The following is a 25,112-nucleotide window of genomic DNA, read 5'->3' on the forward strand; positions in this document are numbered from 1 at the left end:
GCCCCGCCGGTCAGCGGACGTCCACGTAGGCGCTGCCCTCGGTGGCGCAGGTGGCGGTGCCGGACGTGGCGTCGGCCAGCCAGGAGCGGAAGGCGGCGACGTCAGGTTCGGGGACGCCGAGGTGGAAGGTGACGGCGGCGCCGTAGACGACCTCGCGCACCGCGTGGCCGGCGGCGCGCAGCTCGTTCTCCAGCCGCCCGGCACGCTGGTGGTCGGCGGTGACGGTGAGCAGCGCGAGCAGGCGCCGTTCGACGGTGCCGGTCGCGTCCAGCGCCGCGGAGACCGCGCCGCCGTACGCCCGGGCCAGGCCACCGGCGCCGAGCTGGACGCCGCCGTAGTAGCGGGTCACGACCGCGACGGTGTCGCGGACCTCGCGGCCGAGCAGCACCTGGAGCATCGGGGTGCCCGCGGTGCCGCCGGGCTCTCCGTCGTCGCTCGCCCGGTGCAGGCGGCCATCGGGGCCGATGACGTACGCGAAGCAGTTGTGCGTGGCGCCCGGGTGCTCCTTGCGGACGGCCCGGACGAACTCCTCGGCGGCCTCCTGGCTGCCGGCCGGGGCCAGCGCGCAGCGGAACCGCGAGCGTTTGATCTCACTTTCGTACACGCCCGGGCGCGCCACCGTCAGATACCGATCTACCACCCGTTCAGCCTAGTGCGGGGGGAATCATGGCGCCGGGTGGGGCGTTGATCTGGCAGAACGCGCGGGGAAGCGTGCGGGCGGGCTGAGGCGAGGGGTTGGTGAGCGGGGATGTACGGGGACGCGGAGACGGTGCGGAAGATCCTGACCGACAGCGGTGACACCTGGGCGGTGGTCGGGCTGTCGAACAACACGTCGCGCGCGGCGTACGGCGTGGCGGCGGTGCTGCAGCGGTTCGGCAAGCGGGTGGTGCCGGTGCATCCGAAGGCCGAGACGGTGCACGGCGAGCAGGGGTACGCCAAGCTGGCGGACATCCCCTTCCCCGTCGACGTGGTGGACGTCTTCGTGCACTCCGCGTGGGCCGGTGCGGTGGCCGACGAGGCGGTGGCGGTCGGCGCGAAGGCGGTCTGGTTCCAGCTCGACGTGATCGACGAGAAGGCGTACGAACGGGTGCGGGCCGCGGGCCTCGACATGGTCATGGACCGATGCCCGGCGATCGAGATACCGCAGTTGTGACAGGCCCTCGGTGAGACGACCTGAGACCGCGACCCCTGGCCCGGTTCAGCCGCCCAGGCCGTCGAGCACCACCGCGCCGGGCAGCGACGCCAGCACCTTGCCGGGCACGATGAGCTTGCCGCGCCTTGCCCCGCTGCCGATCACCAGATAGGGCGCCTCCGCGACGGCGGAGTCGATGAGCAGCGGCCAGTGCGCGGGCAGCCCGACCGGGGTGATCCCGCCGTACTCCATGCCCGTCTCGCTCACGGCGGTGTCCATCGGGGCGAAGGACGCCTTGCGGGCGCCGAGGTGGCGGCGGACCGTGCCGTTGACGTCGACCCGGGTGGTGGAGAGCACCACGCACGCGGCCAGCGTCAGTTCGGTGCCGCGCTTGCCCGCGACCACCACGCAGTTGGCGGACTGGTCCAGCAGGTCCTGTCCGTAGGCGGCGACGAAGTCCGCGGTATCGGCCTTGTCGGGGTCGGTGTCCACGTGCACCATCTCCGCGGTCACCGCCGCGGCGACCGGCGGGGGCAGCAACTCCCGTCGCTCCGTGGCGGGGTGGGCGTCCTCGAATGAGCCGATCGGTGCGCGCATACGGGCAATCTAGCAAGGTCCGCGCGGCGGTCGTGGGCGCGTGTTTCACGGGCGGAGTGCGGGCGGTGGCGGCGGGCGGTGGGGTCGGCCACGGCTGGGCGGCGCGCAACGGGCCTCGGGCGGTGCGGTCGCCGATGGGCGGGCCCCGGGCGTTGCGAGCGGGCAGACCGTGGGCGGTGGCGGAGCGGTGCCGTCGGCCATGGGCAGGCGGCAGGGCGGCGGGCGGCAGCGTCGGCTACCGGCTACCGGCTACCGGCTACCGGCTACCGGCTACCGGCCGGCAACGGGCGGCGGTGCGTTCCGATGTGGCGGGTCCGGCGGGTGCGTGGGCGGGCGGTCAGGCGCGGGCGGGGGCTCGGGGGCCGGCCGGGCGCTGAACGACGGTACGTGCCGGCCGGTCGCCGAGATGACGTTCAGGTGCCGGCGGGGGCTTCGAGGCCGGGGAGGTCGAGGCGTTGCTCGGGCGGCACCCCGTCCGGGAGCGGTGACGGTGCGGGGGTGCGCAAGGGCGGTTGCCAGCCCGTGTCGGGTGCCCAGCGGCGGACGATCCTGGCCGGGGCGCCTGCCACCACCGCGTGGTCGGGGATCTCGCCGCGGACGACGGAGCCGGCGGCCACGACGACGTTGCGGCCGAGCCGGGCGCCGGGCAGCACCACGCTGTCCACGCCGAGCCAGCTGCCGGAGCCGATCTCGACCGGCGCGGAGCTGGGCCACTGCTCGCCGATCGCCTGGTCGGGGTCGTGGTAGGAGTGGTTGGTGCTGGTCACGTAGACGTTGGGGCCGCAGTAGACCTTGTCGCCGATGACGATCGGGGCCATCGCGACGATGTGGCTGTCACGGCCGATGACGACACCGTCGCCGATGCGGATGACCGGGTCGGGGCCGTAGTCGATGTCGGCGGGGGCCAGGCCGACGGTGAGGGTGACCTGCTCGCCGATGATGCAGCACGCGCCGAGGTGAATCCAGGGTTCGCCGAAGACGGTGCCCTGCGGGAAGGCGAGCCGGGTGCCCCAGCCGATCCGGCCGAAGCGCAGCAGCCCGGGGCGCTCCGCGGTGACCGCGCCCGCGTTCTGCACGCGGTGCCAGGCGCGGTGCACCAGCCGCGTGGTGGCGCGCCGGCGCCAGGCGGCGGCACCGGACAGCAGGGAGAAGAACACGTTCTCGTTCTCGGGCACACGGCCACCGTATACGGTGCCGCTGGACAGTGGTGGAGCGGCGCGGGATCGAACGGAGCGGGGATGAGCGAGACGGTGGAGCAGGCGGGCGCGGCGGATTCAGGCGGTGCGGCGGGCGGTAAGCGTGGAACGGCCGGCGGGCCGGGCGAGGGCGGGCCGACCGGCGGTGCCGGAGCGCTGGTCGCGGGCGTTCTCGGCCGGGAGCCGCGGCTGGACCCGACCGCGTACACGGCGCCGACCTCGGTGGTGCTGGGCGATGTGACGCTGGGCGCGCGGGCGAGCATCTGGTACCACGCGGTGCTGCGTGGCGACGCCGAGGAGATCCGGATCGGCGCCGGCTCCAACATCCAGGACAACTGCACGGTGCACGCCGATCCCGGCTTCCCGGCGGTCGTCGGCGAGGGGGTCACGGTGGGGCACAACGCGGTGCTGCACGGGTGCGTGGTCGAGGACGGCGTGCTGGTGGGGATGGGCGCGACAGTGCTCAACGGGGCGCGGATCGGCACGGGTTCGCTGGTGGCGGCTGCCGCTCTGGTACCGCAGGGCATGCAGGTGCCGCCGCACTCGCTGGTGGCCGGGGTGCCCGCGAGGGTCAAGCGGGAGCTGACCGGGGAGGAGCAGGAGGCGCTGCGGATGAGCGCGGAGCACTATGTGGCGCTCGCCGAGGCGCATCGCGAGACCCTGGGCTGAGCGGCGCCCCCGGACGCGGAGCCCGGTCGGGTCCCGGTCGGAGCCGCTCGGCTCCCGGTCGGGACCCGGCGCTCCCCGTACGGCGCCGCCCACCGCGCCGGCTGCTACTCGCCGGATTGGGCGACGGCGACCTCGCGTTCGGTGTCCGTCTCCTGCTCGGCGTGCGCCTTGGCGGCGCGGCGCCGGACGTAGAGGAAGGAGCCGATGCCGAAGAGGACCGCGATGCCGAGGCCGACGTAGCCGAAGCGGGTGAGCCACGGCTCGGCGACCACGCCGACGTAGTAGATGATCGCGGTGATGCCGCCGGCCCAGACGATGCCGCCGAGGGCGTTGGCGATGAGGAACTTGTGGTACGGCATCTTCAGGACGCCGGCGAGCGGCCCGGCGAAGATCCGCAGCAGGGCCACGAAACGGCCGAAGAAGACCGCCCACATACCCCAGCGGTGGAAGGAGCGTTCGGCGGTGGCGATGTTGGCCGGCGAGAAATGGCTCGGGAAGCGGCGGCCGAGCCAGTCCAGCAGCGGTCTGCCGCCCTTGTGCCCGATGGCGTAGCCGATGGAGTCGCCGACGACCGCGCCGAAGATCGCGCAGGCGCCGACCACCCAGGGGCTGACGTGGCCCTGCGAGGACAGCAGCGCCGCCGTCATCAGTACGATCTCGCCGGGCAGCGGGATGCCGAGGCTCTCCACCCCCACCACGAGACCGACCATCAGATAGACGGCGATCGGCGGAATGCCGTCCAGCCAGTCCTGCACGTGCACAGCAGGTCCCTCCCCGGGGTGACGGTCGAACGCGCGCCCGCAGCGCGCTCCTGTGAAGCGTAACCGACCGAAAGGACATGCTGTCCGCTCAGCGGTGTGCCCCCGGCCACCGATCACCGGCCGCGCGACCACCGATCACCGTCCGCTCGGCCCCGCCCCCGGGCCACCGAACACCCGTGCTCCGCACCGCCGGACCCGTGGCCGAACCCGTACTCCGACCCCCGGACCCGTGGACGTACTCCTCGGCGAACCGCCGCCGCCGGGCCCGGGCCACCCCACCGGCCCCCGGGCCGGCGGCTCTCAGCGGTTGGGGCGCAGGGTCCAGATGACGGTCATCCGGCCGGTCTCGGCGCCGTCCTCGCGGGTGAGCACGACCTCGACCGGGAACTCGGGGCGCTGTCCGGCGTCGAGTTCGGCGACGACCTCGGCGGCGGGCCGGCCGAGGATGGCGGTCGCGCGCACCTCACCCCGGGCGATCTTGGCGTAGGTGACCTCGACCCGCACCGGGAGCGGGACGGCGCGGCCGAGTTGGTCGCCGAACGCGCCGATCACGACGGCGCCGGACGCGGACTCGCCGACGGTGAACATCGCGCCCGCGTGCGGCCCGCCGACGTGGTTGCGGTAGTCGGGGTGGTCGGGCAGCGACACGACGGCGCGCTCGGCCGTGGTCTCGATGTACCGGAGGTCCAGGGTGCGGACCATCGGCACGGTGGACGTGAGGAGTTCGCCTATGTTGGGCAACGTGTCGGACATGGACCGATGTTACCAGCCAGTATCGCGGTCCGCCGTGGAACCCGCGGGCCCGCTCCCCTAGTGTTTCCAGCCATGTGGCCAGGAGACCAGCAGCACGGGGGACAGCAGTACCCGCAGGGCAACCCCCCTCAGAATCCGCAGCAACCGCAGCCCCAGCAGCCCTCGCAGGGACCGTACGGGCAACCGCCCAACCCGTACGCGCAGCCCGGGTACCAGCAGCCGGGTTACCAGCAGCCCCAGCAACCTCCGCAGCAGCCCTCCCAGCAACCCCCGCCCGGCTACCAGCAGCCGCCGCCTGCCCCGCCGTACGGCCAGCCCGCTCCCCCGAACCCGTATGCGCAGCCCGGCTACCCGCAGCCCCAGCAGCCCGGACAGCCGCCGGCCGGCGGCTACCCGACGCCGCAGACGTGGGGCCCGGCCGGCCCCGGCGCCCCCGGAGGCCCGGGCGGGCCCGGCGGGCAGCCGCCGGAGAAGGACAACCGGAAGCTGACCATAGGCATCGCCATCACCGCCTCGCTCGCGGTCATCGCGGCCGTGACGGTCGGCGCCGTCTACCTCACCAACAAGCACGACAAGAAGGACGACGCGAAGGGGCCCGCCACGCCCACCGCGACGACGCCGGCGAAACCCACCGCCACCCCCAGCCCCTCCGGCAGCGCGACCGACGGCACCGACGACGACAACCCGCGCAACGGCGGCGCCGAGGTGAAGCCCGTCATACCCGGCTGGAAGGTGGTCCGTCGCGACCAGCGCAACGTCGCCTTCGACGTGCCGCCGGACTGGAAGGTCGACACCCAGGGCATGAGCCTGATCTTCACCGACGACAAGGGCGCCGCGCAGGAAGCGATGGGGGCGCCCGCCCACTACAAGTACGAGTGGTGCACCTCGGGCCACGACCACGCCGACCGCGCGACCGTCGGCACCAAGGGCGGCAACGGCGCGAAGAGCCTGAAGAACGCCGCGGACAACGAGGCCGAGGCGTGGGCGTACTGGGTCTACCAGACCAAGGGCAAGGGCACCTTCTCCAAGGCGAAGGACAGCAAGGCGTTCAAGAACGACCACGGCATCACCGGCTGGCAGTCCGAGGCCACGGCCACCAACGTGGTCAAGGCCGACAAGTGCACGCCGCCCAGCGGCATCGCCTACACCGTCGCCTGGCTGGACCCCTCCCAGAAGACCCCGACACCGGTGGTGTGGGTGCTCTACGCGGACACCGGCGTCCCCGACCAGCTCTCGCAGTCCATCGTGGACAAGATCAAGAGCACCATCCGCCCCCTGAAGCAGTAGAAGCAGGAGGAGACGGAAGCTGGCGAAACCGGCCCGGCGCGGCCCGGCGCGGCAGCGGCAGCGGCGGGGTCGGGTGGAGCGGCACCAGGGGCGGAGGAGCGGCGGCGGCACGGCCTCCGGGGCGGGCGCGGCACGGGAGCGCCCGCCGGCGATAACCGCTGGCGCGCCACCCGGGCGTTCCTGGATAGTGCCCGGGTGAAGCGCACCGGCCCCCGCCCCCGCCCCGGCACTCCCCGTGCCCTGCTCGGCAGGCTGCCGGCACTCCCCCAACCGCCCTCCTGGGCCGGCCGGGACTTCCGGCTGCTGGTCGGCGCGTCGTTCATCGCCAACCTCGGCAACTCCGGCGCCACCATCGCCGCCGCCTACGCGGTCATCGTGCAGGGCGGCAGCGCCACCGACGTCGGCCTGGTGATCGCCGCCCGCACGCTGGCCCTGGTCGTCTTCCTGCTGGTCGGCGGCGCCATCGCGGACCGGCTGCCCCGGCACCGGGTGATGGTCAGCGCGAACCTGGTCAACGCCACCTCCCAGGCCGCGTTCGCGGTACTGGTGCTCACCGGGTCGCCGTCGCTGTGGGTGATGGCCGCGCTGGCCGCAGTGGGGGGCACCGGCCAGGCGTTCTTCTCGCCGGCTTCCGAGGGCATGCTCCTGTCCACGGTGGACCCCGCGCACGCGGGCAAGGCGTTCTCGGTCTTCCGGCTGTCGATGAACGGCGCGAGCATCGGCGGCGCGGCCCTCGGCGGCGCGCTGGTGGCGGCGGTCGGCCCCGGCTGGGTGCTCGCCGTCGATGCCACCGGCTTCGCGATCGCCGCGGCCATGCGCGCGAAGCTGCGCACCCCCGTGGTGGAACGGCCCGCCGCGTCCGGCGGCATCGTCCGTGAACTGCGCGAGGGCTGGCACGAGTTCGCCTCCCGCCCCTGGCTGTGGGGCATCGTGCTCCAGTTCGGGGTCGTCAACGGCGTGGGAACCGCCGCCGAGTCGGTCTACGGTCCGCTGGTCGCCCGCGAGCACCTCGGCGGCGCCGGACCCTGGGGACTCGCGATCGCCGCGGGCGGTGTCGGCACGGTCTGCGGCGGCGTGCTGATGATCCGCTGGCGCCCGCGCCGGATGCTGCTCGCCGGTACCCTCGGCGTCTTCCCGCTGGCGCTGCCCGCCGCCGCCCTCGCGATCGCCGCACCGCTCCCGCTGCTGTCGGCCGCCACCTTCACTGCCGGTCTCGCGGTGGAGGTCTTCGCGGTCGGCTGGATGCTGGCCCTGCACCAGGAGATCCCCGAGGACAAGATGTCGCGCGTGTCGGCCTACGACTGGCTCGGCTCGGTCTCCCTGACCCCCGTCGCCACCGCGCTCGCCGGCCCGGCCGCGATCACCTTCGGCCGGACCCAGTCGCTGTGGGGCTCCGCCGCGCTGATCGTGCTGCTCACCGGCGCGGTCCTGCTGCTGCCGGACGTACGGCGGCTGGAACGGCGTACGAAGGTCACGCCGGCACCGGCCGACCATTCCGTCGACGACCTGCCCGCAGCCGAGCCGCTTCCGCTCCCGCTTCCGGCCGGCGCCAAGCCCGTCGCGGAGAGCGTGGACGGGCTCCCCGACGCGACCTGATCCGTCCACGACAGCACCGCGCACCGCGCCGTGCGGCCCTCCCGCCCCGCTACCCCCGAGCCGGCCTTCGCGGGCGGAACACGCTCCCGGGTCAGCCGATCGTGAAGGCGCCGCCGGGCGGCTCGGGCGAGTCGGCCGCCTCCGCGTCATGCACCGGCGCGCCCGGAAACGCCCGTACCGCCTCCGCCGTCCCCAGCACCCGCGCCGGGAACGGGTCCGCGGCGCAGCGCCGTGCGACCACGTCCGCCGGCAGCGGGCCGCGGGAGACCGCGAGCACCGCGTTGCCGTACCGGCGCCCGCGCAGCACCCCCGGCTCGACCAGCACGCACACCTCCGCGTCCGGGCCGAACGCCGCGCGAACGGTGGCCAGTTGCGAGCCGAGGAAGGCGAACGGCGCGGCGTCGGCGAGGTTCGCCACGTACAGGCCGCCCGGGCGCAGCACCCGTGCCGCCTCCGTCGCGCACTCGACCGTGGTCAGGTGCGCGGGGACCCGCGACCCGCCGAACACGTCCACCACCAGCACGTCGGCGCTCGCGTCCGCCCGCCCGGCCAGCCACTCCCGGGCGTCCGCGACATGGGTACGGATCTCCGGCGCGTCCCACGGCAGGTACTCCGCGACCAGCCCGGCAAGGCCGCGGTCCGCCTCCACCACGTCCTGCACCGCCCCCGGCACGGTCCGCGCGAACCTGCGCGGCAGCGTCAGCGCCCCACCGCCGAGGTGCACGATCCCCACCGGCGACTCCCGCGTGTCGCACACCGCCTCCACGACATACGCGACACGCCGTACGTACTCGAACTCCAGGTGCTCCGGGTCCGCCAGGTCGACGTACGACTGCGGCGCGCCGTCCACTGTCAGCAGCCACGCCCGCGCGCGGTCCACATCCGGCAGCAGCTTCGCCTCCCCGAAGTCCACGGCCCGCAGCACCGGAATCGCTTCACCTTCCACCGGCCCATCCTCCCCCACCCCCGGGACGCGCGGGGACGCGGGGAACCGCGCGGCAGCCCCGCCGACCGGACAGGGCAGGACGGGGCCGGGCGGGCGGACCCGCCCGGCCCCGTCCGGGGACCGGTCAACCCAGGGACGTCACCGTGCCCGCACCGACCGTGCGACCGCCCTCGCGGATCGCGAAGCCGAGCCCGGGCTCCAGCGGCAGCGCACGCCCCAACTCGACGGCGATGTCGGCGGTGTCGCCCGGCAGCGCCATCCCCTCGGACCCGAGGGACACGTCGCCGACCACGTCCGCGGTGCGGATGTAGAACTGCGGCCGGTACCCGGTGGCGACCGGCGTGTGCCGCCCGCCCTCCGCCGCCGGCACGAAGTACACGCGCGCGGTGAAGCGGCGGTGCGTCGTCACGCTGTCCGGCGCCGCGACGATGTCGCCGCGCCGCACCTGACCGCGCTGCACCCCGCGCAGCAGCAACGCCACGTTGTCCCCCGCCTGCGCGGACTCCATCGGCTTGCCGAACGTCTCCAGGCCGGTGACGACGCTGGTGAGCGCCTCGTCGTCGACGCCGTGCACGCCGACCCGGTCGCCGGGCCGTACCACCCCGCGCTCGACCGCGCCGGTGACGACGGTGCCGCGCCCGGTGATGGTGAGCACGTTCTCCACCGACAGCAGGAACGGCGCGTCGACGTACCGCTCGGGCACCGGCACGTAGGTGTCGACGGCGTCGAGCAGCGCGCGGATCGCGGCGGTCCAGCGCGGCTCGCCGGCCAGCGCGCCCAGCCCGGAGACGCGGACCACCGGGAGCGTGTCGCCCGGGAAGCCGTGCGCGCTGAGCAGTTCGCGCACCTCCAGCTCGACCAGGTCGGCCAACTCGTCGTCGGCCGCGTCGGCCTTGTTGAGCGCCACCACGATGTGCCGCACGCCCACCTGGCGGGCGAGCAGCACGTGCTCGGCGGTCTGCGGCATGACGCCGTCGAGCGCCGAGACGACGAGGATCGCCCCGTCCAGCTGGGCCGCGCCAGTGATCATGTTCTTGACGTAGTCGGCGTGACCCGGCATGTCGACGTGCGCGTAGTGCCGCGTGCCGGTCTCGTACTCGACGTGCGCGATGGTGATGGTGATGCCGCGCCGCGCCTCCTCCGGGGCCCGGTCGATCCGGTCGAACGGCACGAAGGTGCCGTTGCCGTCGTCGGCGAGCACCTTGGTGATGGCGGCGGTCAGCGTGGTCTTGCCGTGGTCGACATGACCCATGGTGCCGATGTTCAGGTGCGGCTTGGTGCGGATGTACGCCTGCTTGGGCATGGGAAGACTCTTCCTCGACGGTCGCCGCGTGCCACGCGGTGACCGGAAGGGGGAAGGCGGTGAGCCGCCTCACGGACCCCGGGCCGTACCGACCCTCCCCCTGCGGGGTCCGCCGGATACGTCGTACCGGGGAGGGTCAGCTTCGTGCGCCGTCGAATGCGCCGTCGAGGAGTGCCGGCCGTGCGGCGGCCGCGGCCTGTGCGACCGCTGCGACCGATGCGTTCCGGGCAGCCTCCAGCGCGACCGCTGCTGCGGTGGCGTCTGCGAGGAAGGCGGGCCGGAACATGCGACGATCATGCGCCGCGGGACCGCCCTCCGTCGAACGGTTTTCCGCCCCGCGCCCGCCCGTTGGGCCGCCCGTCCCGGCGCCGACGGCTGAGCCTCCTCCCACCTGCGTGAACCGCCGGGTGACGCAACCGTCAACGGTTCTTCATCCGCTGGTGACGTACGGGAATTCGCGGCGTGGGACACTTTGTTCCGTTGATGAACTTAACGTGCGTCCCCGCTCCACCCGTCCCCGCTCCACCCGCCCGTCCTGCCCCACCCCGTTCCGTCGAGCCCCGTCCTGCCCCACCCCGTTCCGCTCCCGTAAAGGACCCCTCCATGCCCCTGGCCATCCTCGCCCTCGCGGTGAGCGCCTTCGGCATCGGCACCACGGAGTTCGTGATGATGGGCCTGCTGCCCAACGTCGCGAGCGACCTCGGTACCTCCGTGCCCACCGCCGGTTACCTCGTCTCCGCCTACGCGCTCGGCGTCGTCGTCGGCGCCCCGCTGCTCACCGCGCTCGGCTCCCGTATCCCGCGCAAGCGCATGCTGCTCCTGCTGATGGGGCTGTTCACCGTCGGCAACCTCGCCTCCGCCGTCGCGCCGGGCTACTGGACGCTGCTCGGCGGCCGGTTCCTCGCCGGGCTGCCGCACGGCGCGTTCTTCGGGGTCGGCGCGGTCGTCGCCTCGCGGATGGTCGCCGAGGAGCGCCGGGCCCGCGCGGTGGCCGCGATGTTCCTCGGGCTGACCGTCGCCAACATCGTCGGCGTGCCCGCCGCGACCGCGCTCGGCCAGCACCTCGGCTGGCGTGCGACCTTCGTCGTGGTCTCCGCCATCGGCCTTGTCGGGCTCGCCTCGCTCGCGCTGCTGGTCCCGCGGCTGCCCGCCGAGGAGCACGTCGGCGTGGGCCAGGAGATCCGGGCGCTGCGCGAACCCCAGGTCGTACTCGGCCTGCTCACCGCGGTGTTCGGGTTCGCCGGGGTGTTCGCCGTCTACAGCTACCTCGCCTCGATGATGACCGAGGTCACCGGGTTCGCCGACTCCTCCGTCACCCTCCTGCTCGCGCTGTTCGGCATCGGCATGACGCTCGGCGCCCTCGCCGCAGGCCCGCTCACCGACCGCGCGCTGCGCCCCACCCTCTACGGTTCGCTCGCCGCCCTCGCCGTCGTCCTGGTCGGCTTCCACTTCGCGGCGCACTCCAAGGTCGCCGCGCCGATCGCGGTCGTCGTCCTCGGCGCGGTCGGCTTCATGACCACCACGCCGCTGCAGATGCTGGTCATGAACAAGGCGCGGCACGCCCCGACCATCGCGTCCGCCTCCAACCACTCCGCGTTCAACCTCGCGAACGCCGGCGGCGCCTGGCTCGGCGGCGTGGCCATCTCGGCCGGCTGGGGCTGGACGTCGCCCACCCTGGTCGGCGCCGTCCTCGCGGTGGCCGGGCTCGGTATCGCCGTGACCGCGGGTCTGCTGGACCGCCGTGCGCAGGTGACGGCGTCGGAGGTGATCGCGGAAGGGGGGCCGCGGGCGCTGCGGGAGGTGGAGGAGCCGGCGTGACCCGGCACTCCGGGGGCGATGGCCGGCCCCCACCTCGGTTAGGCTCGGCAAATGGCAGAAGCCGAGCCGGACTTCACGCCCGCACCGTCCGGACCAGGGGTCCGCGACGCCCGCGAGGCCCGCGATGTGCGGGGTGGGCGGGGTGTACGGAGAGCCGCGGCGCGGGCCGTGGTGCGCTGCTCGCGGCTGATGCTCTCGCCCTGGGCGCGGTTCGGCGTGCTGGTCGCGGTGCTGGCCGTCGGGATCGCGCTGGCCCTCGCGTGGCAGCCGCAGCGGCTGCTGACCAGGGGCTGGCCGCCTCAGACCTCGGGCACCTCCGCGGTGCTGGTCTTCGCGCTGGCCTACGGTGTCGCCACGGTCGTCTTCGTCCCGCGCCCTTTGCTCAACGCCGCCGCAGGCGCGCTCTACGGCATCCACGCCGGGCTGCCCGCGGCGATCGGCGGCACCGTGCTCGGCGCCGGACTGGCCTTCCTGCTCGGCCGTTTCCTCGGGCGCGACGCCGTACGGCCGTTGCTGCGCGGGCGGTTCGTGCTGTCGCTTGACCGCCAGCTCAGCAAGCACGGTTTCCGGAGCACTCTCGCGCTGCGGCTCTTCCCTGGCGTGCCGTTCGCCGCCGCGAACTACGCGGCGGCGCTGTCCCGTATCCGCCTGACGCCCTTCCTGACCGCCACGGCCGCGGGCAGCGCCGCCAACACCGCCGCGTACGTGGTCGCGGGCGCCCGCGCCGCGTCGCCGACCTCGCCGACGTTCCTGCTGGCGCTCGGGTTCCTCGGGGTGACCGGGGTGGCGGCGACGGCCTACGCCCGGCGCCGTACCCGCAGGACGGCAGCCGGCCCCGGCGCGGCGGTCGTACCCGCCGAAGGCGGCGGGGCCGGTGTACCTCCCGCGCCCGATACGACCGGTGCGGCCGGCGCGACGGGTGCGGCCGGCACGCCCTCCGCCGTCAACGACCCAGCGGGTTCGGCCACTCCGCCAGCGGAATCCGCTTGATCTCCAGTACCTCGCCGAGCGTGCCCCACTCGTCCTTCCCCAGCCGCGCCAACGGCCGCAGCGCGTGGACGTCCGGCAGCCCGTCCACCATCACGGCCTCCGACACCACCGCGTACACCACCCGCCCGAACACCACGGTCGAGTCCCCCAGCCGGAGCGTGCTGTGCAGCTCGCACTCCAGCGCCACCGGCGACGCCGCCACCCGCGGCGGCTTCACCCGCGCACTGGGCTCCCGGGCGATCCCCACCTCGTCGAACTCGCTCACCCCGTGCGGAAAGTCCGTCGCCGTCGCGTTGATCTGCTCGAACAGGTGCTCCGGCGCCAGGTTCACCACGAACTGCCCGGTCTCCTCCACATTCCGCACCGAGTCCTTCCGCCCCACCGACGTGAACTGCACGATCGGCGGGCTCACACACGACACCGTGAAGAAGCTGTGCGGTGCGAGGTTGTCAGAAACCCCGTCTCGGTCGGTCGTCGACACCCAGGCGATCGGCCGGGGCACGACCACCGAGGTCAGAAGCTTGTAGAACGCGTTGCGGTCCTGCTGGGCAGGGTCGAAGTCGATGCGCATGGGGCCAGTATCCACGCGCCCGCCCTCCCCCATGTCGGGGGATCGCGGCCTGACCCAACCTGCGCTTCTCCGGAAGGCGCCCGGTATCGGACGACCGCGCACCGAAAGCCAAGCCCCAAGACCACCACCGACCAGTCCCCGTAGGACCACCTCACCATCCCCCCGCACGCCCGCAAGCGCGGCATCATCCAACTCTCCCAACGCCCCGGCGCCTACCTGCGGATCTCCAGCCACCGTTTCGGCCTGGAAGCCGGCGTGGAACGCCAGAACGACGACGCCGAGGACACCCGCCCCCGCCTCGGCTGGGCCCCGTTCGCGAAGACCTACCGCGAGAACGACACCTCGGCCTTCAAGAAGCGCAAGGTCATCCGCCCCGACGGGACCATCGACTGGGTCGTCGTGCGCCCGAAGTTCCGCCAACTCCTGGCCGACCTGTCCACCGGAGTCATCGACGGCGTCATCTTCTACGACCTCGACCGCCTCGTGCGCCAGCCCCGCGACCTCGAAGACCTCATCGACATCGTCGAGTACGTCCAGCACCCGGTCATAGGCGCCACCGGCGGCCGCATGAACCTGATCAACGACAGCGACCGCCACATGGCGCGCATGATGTGCGTGATGGCGCTGAAATCCTCCGAGGACACCGCTCGCCGCGTCGCCCGTATGCACCTCGCCGCCGCCCAACAAGGCAAGATCCAGGGCCGAATCGCCTACGGATGGGTCCGCTCCGGCCCTCACAAGGGCCGGCACCTCCCCGACGAGGCCGCCGTGGTGCGGGCCATCTTCACCGGCTGCCTCATCGGGGAGACCGCCTACTCCCTCGCCACCGGACTCAACTCACGCGGCATCCTCGCCCCACAGGCCGCCCACTGGTCTTCCACCACCGTCAACAAGATGCTCCGCAACCCCCGCTACGCCGGCATGGCCTCCTACGGCGGCAAACACCGCATCGAACCCGCCCTCGACTGGGACGGCTGGTCACACGTCCTCTTCGACGACGACGGCCACCCCCTGCTCGGCACCTGGGACCCGATCATCGACCCCAAGGACTGGTCCCGCGTCCAGTTCGAACTCCAACTCCGCCGCCAAGCCTCCGGCATCCCCACCGGCACCAGCCGCCCACCCGTCACCCCCAAGTACCTGCTGTCCGGCATCCTGCGCTGCGGCAAGTGCGGCCGCGGGCTCGTCGGCAACCAGGAGCGCAGGAGGAACTACCGCACCTACCGCTGCCCTCCCTCCGCCCACGGCGGCTGCGGCGGCATCCACATCGCCGCCGACACCACCGAGAGGGCCGTCGAGCAAGCCCTCACCACGTACTTCGAACGGCTTATCGCGGCCATACGCCAGCACGGAAACGGTGCCCACGACGACGCGCGCCTCATGGACACGCGCAACGCCCTCGCCACCGAGCAAGCCCGCAAGAACGACCTGATGCGACGGTGGGCCGACGACGCTCTCGCCCAAACCGCTCTTACCGAGGACGACTTCTTCACCCTCGTCCACGCCATCAACACGAAGATCTCCACGCTCCAGGACACCCTCGCCGCAGCAGACGCAGCCACCCACACAACAGCCCCCGTCCCCGACGCAGCCACCTGGCTGCACGGAACGATCAACCAGCGCCGGACCCTCATCCGCCGCCACCTCCACGGCATCACCGTCCAACCAGCCGGTAAAGCCCACGTCTTCAACCGCACCCACCTCGTCCGCGAACGCCTCCAACCCCACTGGCGGACCGCCGAGGAACTCACCACCTGAACGTGAACGGGTGAGCTCCCGAGCCCTCCCGGGAGCTCACCCGCACCAACCTCACGCCGTCAACCGGAACAGCACCTTGCACAACCACACCACCTCGGACTCCCCCACCACCGGAGCTTCCCGCAAGAACTCCTCCACCCACTCCTGCTCACCTGCATCCAAGTCCTCCCCCACCTCCGGGTGGGCCCCCGGCCCCATCCTCGGCCCCGACGCTTTCATCCCTTTGACACCTACGCACCGCGAATCACCTCACCCATCAGCCCACGGACAGCGACCACCACGATCACCCCGCTCCCCTGCTTGGAGCATCCGCACATCGGTGATAACAATCCGCTCGCCCCTTCCGGCAGCCGGCTCTCCACCCCACCACCCCTGCCACAACACCTCACCGCGTCAAGGAGCCAGCCGTCATGTACGCGCAGTACAAGGAGCCTCTGCACGCGGCCCCGCCGAACCTCCAGCACATGGTGGACGCGGGCCGCCTCGGCCGTACATCGGGCGCGGGCTTGTACGCGTACTGACGGCCCGCCGACGACGGGCCCGGCCGCGCGTACTGACGGCCCGTCGCGGCGTATTCCCCAAGGTCAGCCGGAGCGCGAACCGTCTGGCAGCGCCGCGTTCAGCGCCGACCACAGTGCCGCAACACCTTCACCGAGCGGTCCGGCAAGCAGCTTGTGGACCGGCCCCCAGAGCCTTTCAGCGCCGTCCGAGCCTTCCGTGCTTGCACGGCGAAAAATCCCTCGGGTGTCCCTCCGACAGAGCTGAAAGTCCCTGGCTCCGTCCCACCGGCAGCGCGCCCTACCTGGCTATATACCCCTAGTGAGGCACAACACCTGCCCGCGTTGTGCGCGATGCCGGGCCGCCGACCCGGAGTTCGCCGACGAGAGCAGCGGGGACAGCAGTCCGCCCGACGCCGCCCCTGGGTCAGGCGATGTTCGGAAAGTGGCGAGACCGCGGCCCACGGCCTGGGCAGTCACAGGGTGAGGGAGCCCCCGTCGGGCATTGCGACCGGAGAAATTCGTGGACCACTCCGGGACTCGAACCCGGGACCGACGGATTATGGGTCGCCCGTATCCCGTGCCGGAGGATGACGCGTACTCCCCCTGGTCCCGTTCGTGCAGGCCAGAAGGACAGACGGTCCACATCGCGACACATGATCGCACCTGCTCGAAGGGCGTCCGGGCTCACACCGGGCTCACCGAAGGAGCACCAGAAAGAGGCACCACCGCCTGCACGGCGACGGGCCGGGACCGCCTCGAAGATCAACGCTGTCGGAGTGCGGAGGCACTGCTTCCGCACTCCCCCGAAGCACCGAAAACGACGACGCTCGGTCCGACAGAGCGGCGGATACCTACGCATTACGAGTACGCCAGCGATCGTGACACATCATGTCTGGCAGTACCGCCGAGTCTCGTTTTGCCTGATCAGGAAGCATGCATGAGGCTCAGTCATGTTGGCTCATGCTGGGACGTCCAAAGGCGTCCGCGCTCCCCTTGCGCTCCCATGCCCTCTCCCACGTGACTGTCAGAGGGATGATCCTGGCCACGACCAACTGTCTTGCCCGGAGAGACTAATGTTCTGGGGGCACAACTCAGAGAACCAGCCTCCGGAGTCGAACCCGATGGATCCGCCCGGTTCGGACCCAACACGTAGGTTGTAGCCATTCAACAAGTGCCGACCATTCGCCTCCCTCCCAAGCCTTCCACCTGCGAACGTCGTCGGAATACACCGGCCGCTGCCGCGATTGGCCATGACAGGAGACTAAGGGGACGGGGGCTGCACGGGTGACGGACCTCAAGCTGTTCCGGCGAGATGCCGCGAGCGGGGACGTGGAGCTGCGCGGGTCGACGGTAGCGCTGGAGGTGGAGTTGCAGCGTCGGGTCGAGGCGGGCATGGAGGCGATGCTCGGCATTCGGTTCCTGGCGTCGGAGTACCCGACGGGTCCGTGGCACCGGGGCCGCATCGACACCCTGGGTCTGGACGAGAACGGCGCTCCGGTGGTCGTGGAGTACAAGAAGACCGTGGATAGCGGGGTGCTGTCCCAGGCTTCCTCCTATCTGTCGTGGCTGTGTTCCGCCCGTCACGAGTTCGAGGCGTTGGTGCGGGAGCGGCTGGGTTCCGGGGCGGTCGAGGAGATCGACTGGCGGAACGCGCGGGCGGTCTGCATCGCCGGCGACTTCTCCCGGCATGACCGGGTCGCGGTGTACGACAACCGCAGACGGATCGACCTGGTGCGCTACCGGGTATTCGACGGTGGTCTGCTGAGTCTGATGCTGGTCGAGTCTTCACCCGCATCTGCCGGTCCGGGTCTTGCGCCGCAGCGGAACCGAGGGGCGACCGGTGCCGGCGACGGTCTCCGGGCGGCACCAACCAGCGTTCCCGAGTGCCTGCGGGACCTGTACGGCGAGCTGGACGAGGCGTTGACCGCATGGGGCGAGGTGGAGGTGGCTCGGCTTCGCCACTACATCGCGTACCGGCGGATGGTGAACCGCGCCTCGGTCATCTTCCGTCCGTCGTACGGGGTGATCCTGGTGTACCTCACCCTCGACCCGGACACCGTCGTACTGGAAGAGGGCTTCACCCGCGACATGCGCGGCATCGGGCACCTCGGGACGGGTGACCTGGAGGTCCGGATCGAGTCGTCTGTCGGCCTGGATAAGGCAAGGCCACTGATTCGACGAGCGTTCGAGGCCGCCTAATGGCAGACGCTCCACCAGATGCGGCAACCCGAGCCGCCCTCGCACCATGGCTCGGCGCTGCAGCGCCGAGCGAAATGGCTATCCCTGCCCGCCCGGACGGCGATTCTACGCCTCTCGGGGGCAAAGGGCGTGTCTGCCGGTGCCCGAATGCCGGGTGGTAGGCGTGTTGCTACCCCTCGAAGGGCGATGAGGGCCACCCCGGCCCGAGCACTACACCGCTGAGCAGTACGCGTTGCTACCCCTCGCAGGGGCGATAAGGGCGCCCGGCCCGCTACTCCCGCCAGGAAGGCTCCGCGATGTTGCTACCCCTCGCAGGGGCGATGAGGGCCCTGGTCGCCCCCGCCGACCTCACCACCAGCGCCACGTTGCTACCCCTCGCAGGGGCGATGAGGGCTACACGGCGACGGCCTGCAACCCGGACAACGACAGGTTGCTACCCCTCGCAGGGGCGATGAGGGCGTGCGGGGACTGTGCGGCTGCGGGGCGGTGGGATCGGGTTGCTACCCCTCGCAGGGGCGATGAGGGCCCCACGGTAAAGCTGCAGGTCACACGGGTCGGATGGTCCGGTGTTGTTGGGGGTTTTGCAGCGGACCTCCGGTTGTGCGGGTGGGCCCGGGGCGGCGCTGAAATCTGGTGGATCCCGCAGGATTCAGAGTACGTCGGTGGGGGCGGGTTCGGTGGCGCCCCATTCGAGGCGCTCGGGTGTGGCTCCTGGGGGGTAGGTGTAGACGAGGACGTTGTCGTAGGTGAGGTCGAGGACGGCTTCGACGGCGTTGTGGAAACGGCGAAGTTGGGCGTCGCTGAGGTTGCCTTCGAAGACGCTGCGTTGGACGTGGTGGAGGTATTTGCGACAGGTGCGGAGGATTTCGGGGTTGCGTTCGGCGAGGGTGTCGTAGACGACAACGACGTACACGGCCGGCTACCACCAGATCCGGAAAGGCTTGTAGGGGGTGTTTTCGAGGCAGTGCCGGGTGAGGGCGAGGGCGTCGAGGTAGAGGAGTTCGTCGTAGGCGACGTTGCGGGCAAGAGTGCGGTGGGCGACGGTGACAGCGAACTCGTCGCGGACGGTCTGGACGACGAGTTTGCGTCCTGCGTCGCTGAGCATGGCCTGGTTGGTGTCGCGATCGAAGTGGTGTTCCTTGAGCTGATTGCGGGCGGCCATACGCAGCAGGAGACGTTCGGCCATGAGGGGTTTGAACATCTCCGACAGGTCCAGGACCAGGGAGTGGCGCTGGCGTTCCATGGTGCCGTGAAGGAAGGCGATGCCGCTGTGGAGGGGGGTGAGGCGTACAGCGGTCAGAACGCGGGCGTAGGTGATGCCGTTGACGTAGCTGATGAAGGCGTTGCCGGCGTTCTTGGGTGGGCGGCGGCTTCGGCCGTTCAGTTGGAGCCAGTCGGGAGTTTGGTGTCGATGACTTCCCAGGCGGAGCGGCGGAAGGTGCCTTCGGCGCCCATGAGTTGGGCTTGGGTGGTGCTGGTTTTGAGGGAGTCCTGGAGAACGGTGTAGGGGCGGGTGAGGAGTTTGCGGTCGACGACGCGGCGGACGTTGAAGGCGCAGGCGTCCACGATGCTGCGGGCGATCGCCACGCTCGCTTGAGGGTCGGCGGCGGTGCGGGCTTGGGCGAGGACGGCCTCGCCGGAGGTGCTGCTGTCGGAGGTGAGCAGGGAGCCGGCGTAGTCGCCGTAGTAGCTGAGGAGGTGGACGTTGATGCGGTGCCGGTTCAGCAGGGAGACAACTGCGGTGTTGATGTCGGTCTCGGCGCAGGCGACGATGTCGCGGACGTCGGTGACGGGGATGTGGACCCCGGCGGCGTTGTCCCGTTCGATGATCAGGGATTCGTCTTTGCGGCGGATGCGGCACGGGCTGGTGAGCCAGTACGTGCGGGCGGCGGCGGGCATCTCACTCCGTCCAGCAGTAGTCGGTGAAGCTGCATCCCCGGCAGGCCGACCGTGCTAGGCGGTCGGGTGAGTCTGCGGTGCGGGCGAGGGTCAGGACCGCTTCGATGTCGGTGTTCGCCTGGTGTGCGGCGGGCTCGTCGTAGGGGAACTTCCGGGTGCGGCGGGTCTTCGGGTAGTGCAGGACCGCGCCCTTGGCGTCGATGCCGACGCGGTGCAGGCGGTGGCAGTAGTGGCGTCCTTGGGCCTCGTCGGCGGGGGTGGCGCGCGCGGAGGATTTCACTTCGTGTACCCAGTGGTTGCCGTCGAGGAAGTCGAGTTGGGCGGCGCCGAGGTCGACGGGAGTGTTGCGGGTGTAGGAGGTGTCGTGGACGGCTTCGCCGAGTTGGACCGCAGCGTTGAGGTGCTCGGGGCGGATCCCCCGTAGGTACAGCCAAAGTTGGCGTTGGCAGTGGTACAGGTACTTGATGTGGACGCCGCCGACGTCGTCGTAGCCGATCATGCGTCAGGCTTTTCGACGGACAGGGGCCGCGGAAGACCCGCTGGCAGGCCTCGTCCCCGCGTGAGGACGCTTGCGAGCGGCGTTGGGCGCTTCGAAGCTTCGGTGGTCGTGGTCAAAGAGGTCTCCGGGCTGGGGTGTTGACGCGACGTTCGAAGATGCGCTTTGCGGGACGGCGTGTCCGCGGGCGCAGGATTCGCGATCCCCGTGAGGGACGGCTTCCACCGGTCACGGGCATGTCACGTGTCCTTGGTGGACGCCCGTTCGTCGGGCGGTTCCCCTAGAAGGGGCGATGAGCCGACCATACCGCAGCGCGTGCAGCGTCCAGTCAGACAGTTGCAACCCATTCCTTGAGCGCGAGACCGCAACTCAACGATGGAGCAATGTTGGCCATCGTATCGCTGCAGCCACCGCCGTCATGCTCTTCGTGTCTCACTGGACGCTGTCTCGACGTTGCGATCTTGTAGTCAGTCGGCTACTTTCTGCTCCGATCGGGTGTTGCTCCGGCGGCTCCCATCGCGCAGCCCACTGTGACAGGGGGCACTGACAGTGGGAGCTGTCAGTGCCCTGAGCTGCGGTTTTGACGACTGATCTGATCAAAGGGGATGGGGATGCGGTTACGGGTGGAGTTCCACACGGGGGCAAGGGAGTTGCCGTGGCGGGACGTGCTGGCCCCGGGGCGTGCGCTCGCATACGAGCTGCTGAAGCGGGGAGCGCCTTCGTTGGGTGCGGCTTTGCACAAGGCGGGGTGGGGGCCGTACGGGATGGTGCCCTTCGGGTACGGGGCACCGACCTTCCGGGCGGCCCGGCGGCGTCGGGGGGTGTATGCGGCGGACGGGCCGGGGGCGGTCGAGTTGGGCAGTCCGCTGGCGGCGGTGGTCGAGGGCTGGGCTACCGCCCTGCGTGAAACCCCAGTACTGGCGTGGGGCGCGACGGCGTTCATCGTGGACCGCGTGGTGCTGGTGGAGACGCCGTCGTTCGACTCGGGTCACGCGGTGTTCCGTACGTCGACTCCGGTGGTGACCAAGGCCGTGCTGGAGCGTGACGCGCAGGGCCGACGGGCGGAGGGCACGGTGTGGCGCCTGCCGGGCGAGCCGGAGTGGGACGTGTACGTGCAGAACAACCTGCGGCGGAAGGCCGAGAGCCTCGGGCTGGACGCGGAGGTGACGTTGGAACGCGTCGGGTGGACGGGGCCCAAGCGGTCCTTCGCGGTCGCGGGTGCTGCCGGCGGCGGGGGCAAGAAGCCCGGTGCGTGCGTCGAGGTCACGGTGTCGGGGCCACCGCAGACGCTGTCCGCCATCGCGGACTGGGGGATCGGGCAGGCGAACGCCGCGGGCATGGGCTGGATCAATGTCTGACGGCGGCGACCCGGCGGGAGGCCCGGGGCCCGGCTGCGGTTCGGATGCGCCGGCGGGTGGCCCGTCCATCGTCCTGACGTCGAGCCCTCTGCAGCGTATCGGGGCTTTCGCGCTGGCCGCTCTCGCCAAGGTGTCCTCCCCCGGGGAGGTGTCACCGGCGGGGTTCTCGGCCGTGACCGACCGTATGACGAGTGATCTGCTCAGGACGTCGGAGCTGGCCAAGGCATCCGATCCCGGGGGGTTCTGGCTCAGCGCCAGCTACCTGCTGTGGCCCAATTCCAAGATCAACCCGACGGCCCGGGGACGGCAGAGCCCCGCCGAACGGCGGGCGCAGATCGCTGCCTGGCGCACCTCAGAGGGTGCGTTGCGCCGCCTCGGTGTCCCGTGTGCGTACTGCGGGCGCGAGGCGTGTGAGTGGTTCGGGAAGGTCGACATCCCGCTCGGAGCGAGCGTGACGTACCGCAACACCACCGTCCCCGGGCATCAGGGCACGGCGTTGTGCTACCCCTGCGTGTCGTGCCTGTGGGCGTTCCCGTACGGGGCGGTGCTGTCCGGTGGCCGGGCTATGGCGATTCACTCCTGGGACGACGACTTTCTCGCTCGGGTGACGAGATCCGCGGTGCAGCAGACTCTGGAGCGTGCGATCGCGGTCACGTCGGTTAAGGGTGCGAAGAAGATCCCTTACGCGCGCGAGTTGGCGGTGCTGAGCGCGGTACGCGAGTACGGCCACCAGCGCCGCCGTATCACCGCGCCGGTGGAGTTGTTCGTGCTGTCGAACTCCAACAAGGAGCAGTTGCTCGTCACGCAGGAGATGAGCCAGCCCATCGCCGAGTGGCTGCGGTCGACCGTGCGGCACGCCAACCGCAAACAGGGTTATGCCGCGTTGACGGCGACTCAGGCGACCAAGCAGGTCCCGGGCGAGGCGTACTTGGCCAAGCGGGCGTTCGCCCGCCCCGCGCAGGTGCTCAACGCGGCCGTCGCCAATCTGCTGACGCGAGCGGCCGCCTCACAGGGCGCGGTGCCGCCCGAGGTGGCGTCACTCCACGCGATCGTGCACTCCTACTGCATCGAGGTACTGACCATGGACGAGAAAGACGTCGAACGCATCACGCTGCTGGCCGGCCGGCTCGCCGCGTTGCTGGGGCAGGACAGCCGCCCCGGCCCCTTCCGTGACTTCGTCCGTGCCAACAGCAGTGGCGGGAACCTTTACGGATGGTTTCGCTCTCGGGCCGTGGAGTGGCAGTTGTTCCCCCGGCCGGAAGGCACCGAGCCGGTGCTCCTGCCGGTGCGGGACTATCGCCTGCTCTTCGAGGACGAGCGCTCCTGGTCCTGGCGCCGGCTGCTGACCTTCGCGGTGCTGGAGGCGCTCGCGAGGAACGGCTGGAAGCCCAAGGGATCCAACGAGGAACTACGCGAACTGCAGGACGAGCTGTCCGACTCCGCCGACTCCGACAACGACGAGAACTGAGGGAAGAACGATGACGTTTCTGGTGGGGCAGACCGTCCTGGGCATCAAGGCCGGCGCGCCCAACAACGGCCGTGGTGAGGACAACCGCGGCATGGTCAAGCAGTTCACCGTCGGCGCGGACACCTACCCGTACGTGTCGGCGCAGGCCGCCCGTCGCTGGCTGCGCGACAGCCTGCCCGAGGGGGAGCCGACCTCGCCGGTGGTCCGCAGCGGCGAGGGCAAGAAGCAGCAGGCGTACACCAAGGGCCGCCCTGACCTGTACCTCGACGACGACGTGTTCGGCTACATGATCGCGGTCAAGGCCGACGAGGGCGCGAAGAAGGGCGAGTCGAAGACGTTCATGCGTGACACCGTGCTCGCGACGGGGACGCTGGTCGCGGTGGTGCCCAACAAGCCCCAGATGGACTTCGGCACGATGAGCCGCGACTTCGAACCGGGAGCCCACCCGGTCATCCACGAGCACCAGATGTACACCGCCGACCTCGCCGGCGATCTGCTGCTCGACCTGCCCCGGGTCGGCACCTTCGAACTCGGCGGCAAGACCAGCAAGTCCGCCCTGCCCGCCGCGACCGCCACCGCGCTGATCGAGGCGGGCAGCGTGAGCGTCACCCTGCGCGGGGTGGAGTGCGTGCGCATGCCCCTGGCCGAACGGCGCCGCCGGGTGGCGCTGCTCCTGCGCACCATGGCCGTGGTCAAGGGGGGCGCGAAACAGTCGGCGCACTACGGCGACCGCACCCCGGGACTGATCATCCTCGCACCGGTCAAGGGCGGCACGAACCCTTTCACCCGGGTGATCCGCGCCCGCCAGCGCACCACCCACTTCGACACCGACATCCTCTCGGAGGAGATCGAGGCGTGGGCCGACGTGCTGGACGGCCCGGTCCGTATCGGCTGGGCTCCCGGCTTCCTCGGTGACCAGCGCGACCGCGCGACCACCGACCTCAAGAAGCTCATCGACGAGAAGAAGGTCGTCATCGGACACCCGCGGACCATCCTCAACGCCCTCGCCACCGAGATCGAGGCAGGCGATCACGACGCGTGGTTCGACGACGCCCCACTCGCCTGACGTTCGGCCCCCGCACCACGATCGCCCCTTGGCAAGGGAACGCCCGACCGACCGCACATGCGTGAGGAATACCCATGCCCCCAGCACTCCAGGCAACTGTCTCCGCCCCGATCGTCAGCTTCCGCAACCCCCTCTACGACGGCCTGCAGGTCGGCCTGCCCTGTCCACCGCCCTCCACCGTGGGAGGTCTACTCGCCGCCGCGGCCGGAGGATGGGACCGCGTGCCCCCCTCCACCCGGTTCGCCATGGCCTTCCACGCGGCCGGCCACGGCATCGACCTGGAGACCTACCACCCGATCGCCGGGCCCGGCATCGAAACGAACACCACCATCAAGGACCGCGACTTCCTCGCACGCACCACCCTTACCATCTGGCTCACTGAGGACCTCGACTTGTGGCGGCGCGCACTGCGCGCCCCGGCGTGGCCGCTGCGCCTCGGACGCAGCCAGGACCTCGCCTCCGTCCGCGTCCAGACAGTGGAGCTCGTGCCCGGCGCCGGAGTCCAAGGCCACGCGATCGTGCCCGACGACGTGCCCGGCGCCACCGGCACCCGCATCCGTTTGACCACCGCCATCGCGCACACCCGCGCCCGAACCCACTGGGACGGCTACCGCTACGCCCCTACCGGTTCGACCGCACGGATCGACACCGGAAACGCGACCGCCGAGGGTCAGGCCGTCGCCCTGCTCCCGGCCACCCATCCCGACCGGGTTTTCGCCGCCTGACCCCAAGGAGAGTACGGTGCGGCC

Annotated in this window: 22 protein-coding genes, 2 pseudogenes and 1 CRISPR repeat array; of the genes and pseudogenes, 13 read left to right on the plus strand and 11 right to left on the minus strand. The window is 71.3% G+C overall.

What is annotated here, in order from left to right:
- Positions 1-10: 10 nt before the first annotated feature.
- Complete coding sequence (locus ACIPAE_RS08505; protein WP_366410349.1) at positions 11-640, minus strand: YigZ family protein; 630 nt, start codon at positions 638-640, stop codon at positions 11-13.
- Positions 641-748: 108 nt separating this feature from the next.
- Between ACIPAE_RS08505 and ACIPAE_RS08510 the strand changes: the two genes are divergently transcribed.
- Positions 749-1,153, plus strand: a complete 405-nt coding sequence (locus ACIPAE_RS08510) for a CoA-binding protein (protein ID WP_329372970.1) — start codon at positions 749-751, stop codon at positions 1,151-1,153.
- Positions 1,154-1,198: 45 nt separating this feature from the next.
- Here the strand turns inward: ACIPAE_RS08510 and ACIPAE_RS08515 are convergent, their stop codons facing one another.
- Both ACIPAE_RS08515 and ACIPAE_RS08520 read right to left on the minus strand, forming a co-directional pair.
- A complete protein-coding gene (locus ACIPAE_RS08515; protein ID WP_329372969.1) occupies positions 1,199-1,729 on the minus strand; it encodes a YbaK/EbsC family protein in 531 nt (176 codons plus the stop codon).
- Positions 1,730-2,142: 413 nt separating this feature from the next.
- The gene (locus tag ACIPAE_RS08520; protein WP_366410350.1) at positions 2,143-2,904 is read right to left on the minus strand and encodes an acyltransferase; all 762 of its coding nucleotides are present in this window, start codon (positions 2,902-2,904) and stop codon (positions 2,143-2,145) included.
- 177 nt (positions 2,905-3,081) lie between these two features.
- Between ACIPAE_RS08520 and ACIPAE_RS08525 the strand changes: the two genes are divergently transcribed.
- The gene (locus ACIPAE_RS08525) at positions 3,082-3,594 is read left to right on the plus strand and encodes a gamma carbonic anhydrase family protein (RefSeq protein WP_402443961.1); all 513 of its coding nucleotides are present in this window, start codon (positions 3,082-3,084) and stop codon (positions 3,592-3,594) included.
- Between the two features lie 104 nt (positions 3,595-3,698).
- On the opposite strand, the gene ACIPAE_RS08530 is transcribed toward ACIPAE_RS08525, so the two are convergent.
- Positions 3,699-4,355 (minus strand): DedA family protein, encoded by a 657-nt coding sequence (locus tag ACIPAE_RS08530; protein ID WP_328459993.1) that lies wholly within the window; start codon positions 4,353-4,355, stop codon positions 3,699-3,701.
- A gap of 300 nt (positions 4,356-4,655) precedes the next feature.
- Complete coding sequence (locus ACIPAE_RS08535; RefSeq protein WP_402443783.1) at positions 4,656-5,108, minus strand: DUF4442 domain-containing protein; 453 nt, start codon at positions 5,106-5,108, stop codon at positions 4,656-4,658.
- A gap of 72 nt (positions 5,109-5,180) precedes the next feature.
- Between ACIPAE_RS08535 and ACIPAE_RS08540 the strand changes: the two genes are divergently transcribed.
- Both ACIPAE_RS08540 and ACIPAE_RS08545 read left to right on the plus strand, forming a co-directional pair.
- Positions 5,181-6,395: a hypothetical protein gene (locus ACIPAE_RS08540; protein ID WP_402443785.1), complete on the plus strand. Its 1,215-nt coding sequence runs from the start codon at positions 5,181-5,183 to the stop codon at positions 6,393-6,395.
- Between the two features lie 240 nt (positions 6,396-6,635).
- Positions 6,636-7,991: an MFS transporter gene (locus tag ACIPAE_RS08545; RefSeq protein ID WP_402443963.1), complete on the plus strand. Its 1,356-nt coding sequence runs from the start codon at positions 6,636-6,638 to the stop codon at positions 7,989-7,991.
- Positions 7,992-8,082: 91 nt separating this feature from the next.
- Here ACIPAE_RS08545 and ACIPAE_RS08550 read toward each other — a convergent pair whose 3' ends face one another.
- Entirely contained in the window at positions 8,083-8,937 is an 855-nt protein-coding gene (locus ACIPAE_RS08550; RefSeq protein WP_329372959.1) for a fused MFS/spermidine synthase, read from the minus strand.
- Between the two features lie 124 nt (positions 8,938-9,061).
- On the minus strand, positions 9,062-10,240 hold the full coding sequence (gene tuf / locus ACIPAE_RS08555; RefSeq protein WP_402443787.1) for an elongation factor Tu: 1,179 nt from the start codon (positions 10,238-10,240) through the stop codon (positions 9,062-9,064).
- Between the two features lie 603 nt (positions 10,241-10,843).
- On the opposite strand from tuf, the gene ACIPAE_RS08560 reads away from it, so the two are divergent.
- Both ACIPAE_RS08560 and ACIPAE_RS08565 read left to right on the plus strand, forming a co-directional pair.
- The gene (locus tag ACIPAE_RS08560) at positions 10,844-12,058 is read left to right on the plus strand and encodes an MFS transporter (RefSeq protein WP_402443789.1); all 1,215 of its coding nucleotides are present in this window, start codon (positions 10,844-10,846) and stop codon (positions 12,056-12,058) included.
- 189 nt (positions 12,059-12,247) lie between these two features.
- On the plus strand, positions 12,248-13,048 hold the full coding sequence (locus ACIPAE_RS08565; RefSeq protein ID WP_402443965.1) for a TVP38/TMEM64 family protein: 801 nt from the start codon (positions 12,248-12,250) through the stop codon (positions 13,046-13,048).
- Here ACIPAE_RS08565 and ACIPAE_RS08570 read toward each other — a convergent pair.
- A complete protein-coding gene (locus ACIPAE_RS08570; protein ID WP_402443791.1) occupies positions 13,002-13,619 on the minus strand; it encodes a flavin reductase family protein in 618 nt (205 codons plus the stop codon). The genes ACIPAE_RS08565 and ACIPAE_RS08570 overlap by 47 nt on opposite strands.
- 222 nt (positions 13,620-13,841) lie before the next feature.
- On the opposite strand from ACIPAE_RS08570, the gene ACIPAE_RS08575 reads away from it, so the two are divergent.
- The 3 genes and pseudogenes from ACIPAE_RS08575 (at position 13,842) to ACIPAE_RS08585 (ending at position 18,076) form a co-directional block, all read left to right on the plus strand.
- A complete protein-coding gene (locus tag ACIPAE_RS08575; RefSeq protein WP_402443967.1) occupies positions 13,842-15,377 on the plus strand; it encodes a recombinase family protein in 1,536 nt (511 codons plus the stop codon).
- A gap of 398 nt (positions 15,378-15,775) precedes the next feature.
- Positions 15,776-15,898 (plus strand): annotated as a pseudogene (locus ACIPAE_RS08580) (3-hydroxyacyl-CoA dehydrogenase family protein); the annotation flags it as partial.
- Between the two features lie 1,263 nt (positions 15,899-17,161).
- Positions 17,162-18,076, plus strand: a complete 915-nt coding sequence (locus ACIPAE_RS08585; RefSeq protein WP_402443792.1) for a hypothetical protein — start codon at positions 17,162-17,164, stop codon at positions 18,074-18,076.
- A gap of 165 nt (positions 18,077-18,241) precedes the next feature.
- Positions 18,242-18,602: direct repeats of the CRISPR family, unit length 24 nt; unit sequence GTTGCTACCCCTCGCAGGGGCGAT.
- A gap of 123 nt (positions 18,603-18,725) precedes the next feature.
- Here ACIPAE_RS08585 and cas2 read toward each other — a convergent pair.
- From cas2 to ACIPAE_RS08600, 3 genes and pseudogenes are all read right to left on the minus strand, one after another.
- Positions 18,726-18,989, minus strand: coding sequence for a CRISPR-associated endonuclease Cas2 (cas2, locus tag ACIPAE_RS08590; RefSeq protein ID WP_402443794.1), 264 nt, complete (start codon positions 18,987-18,989; stop codon positions 18,726-18,728).
- A 6-nt stretch (positions 18,990-18,995) separates the two neighbouring features.
- Positions 18,996-19,975: pseudogene (gene cas1b / locus ACIPAE_RS08595) on the minus strand (type I-B CRISPR-associated endonuclease Cas1b).
- A gap of 1 nt (position 19,976) precedes the next feature.
- Entirely contained in the window at positions 19,977-20,474 is a 498-nt protein-coding gene (locus ACIPAE_RS08600) for a CRISPR-associated protein Cas4 (protein WP_402443796.1), read from the minus strand.
- A gap of 818 nt (positions 20,475-21,292) precedes the next feature.
- On the opposite strand from ACIPAE_RS08600, the gene ACIPAE_RS08605 reads away from it, so the two are divergent.
- From ACIPAE_RS08605 to cas5, 4 genes are all read left to right on the plus strand, one after another.
- Positions 21,293-21,829: a CRISPR-associated endoribonuclease Cas6 gene (locus ACIPAE_RS08605; protein ID WP_402443797.1), complete on the plus strand. Its 537-nt coding sequence runs from the start codon at positions 21,293-21,295 to the stop codon at positions 21,827-21,829.
- A 172-nt stretch (positions 21,830-22,001) separates the two neighbouring features.
- The gene (locus ACIPAE_RS08610) at positions 22,002-23,297 is read left to right on the plus strand and encodes a hypothetical protein (RefSeq protein ID WP_402443799.1); all 1,296 of its coding nucleotides are present in this window, start codon (positions 22,002-22,004) and stop codon (positions 23,295-23,297) included.
- 10 nt (positions 23,298-23,307) lie between these two features.
- Complete coding sequence (cas7i, locus tag ACIPAE_RS08615; protein ID WP_402443801.1) at positions 23,308-24,363, plus strand: type I-B CRISPR-associated protein Cas7/Cst2/DevR; 1,056 nt, start codon at positions 23,308-23,310, stop codon at positions 24,361-24,363.
- Positions 24,364-24,437: 74 nt separating this feature from the next.
- A complete protein-coding gene (gene cas5 / locus ACIPAE_RS08620) occupies positions 24,438-25,088 on the plus strand; it encodes a CRISPR-associated protein Cas5 (protein WP_402443803.1) in 651 nt (216 codons plus the stop codon).
- Positions 25,089-25,112 lie beyond the last annotated feature (24 nt).

Source organism: Streptomyces sp. NPDC087270 (assembly GCF_044744625.1).
Lineage (GTDB): Bacteria > Actinomycetota > Actinomycetes > Streptomycetales > Streptomycetaceae > Actinacidiphila.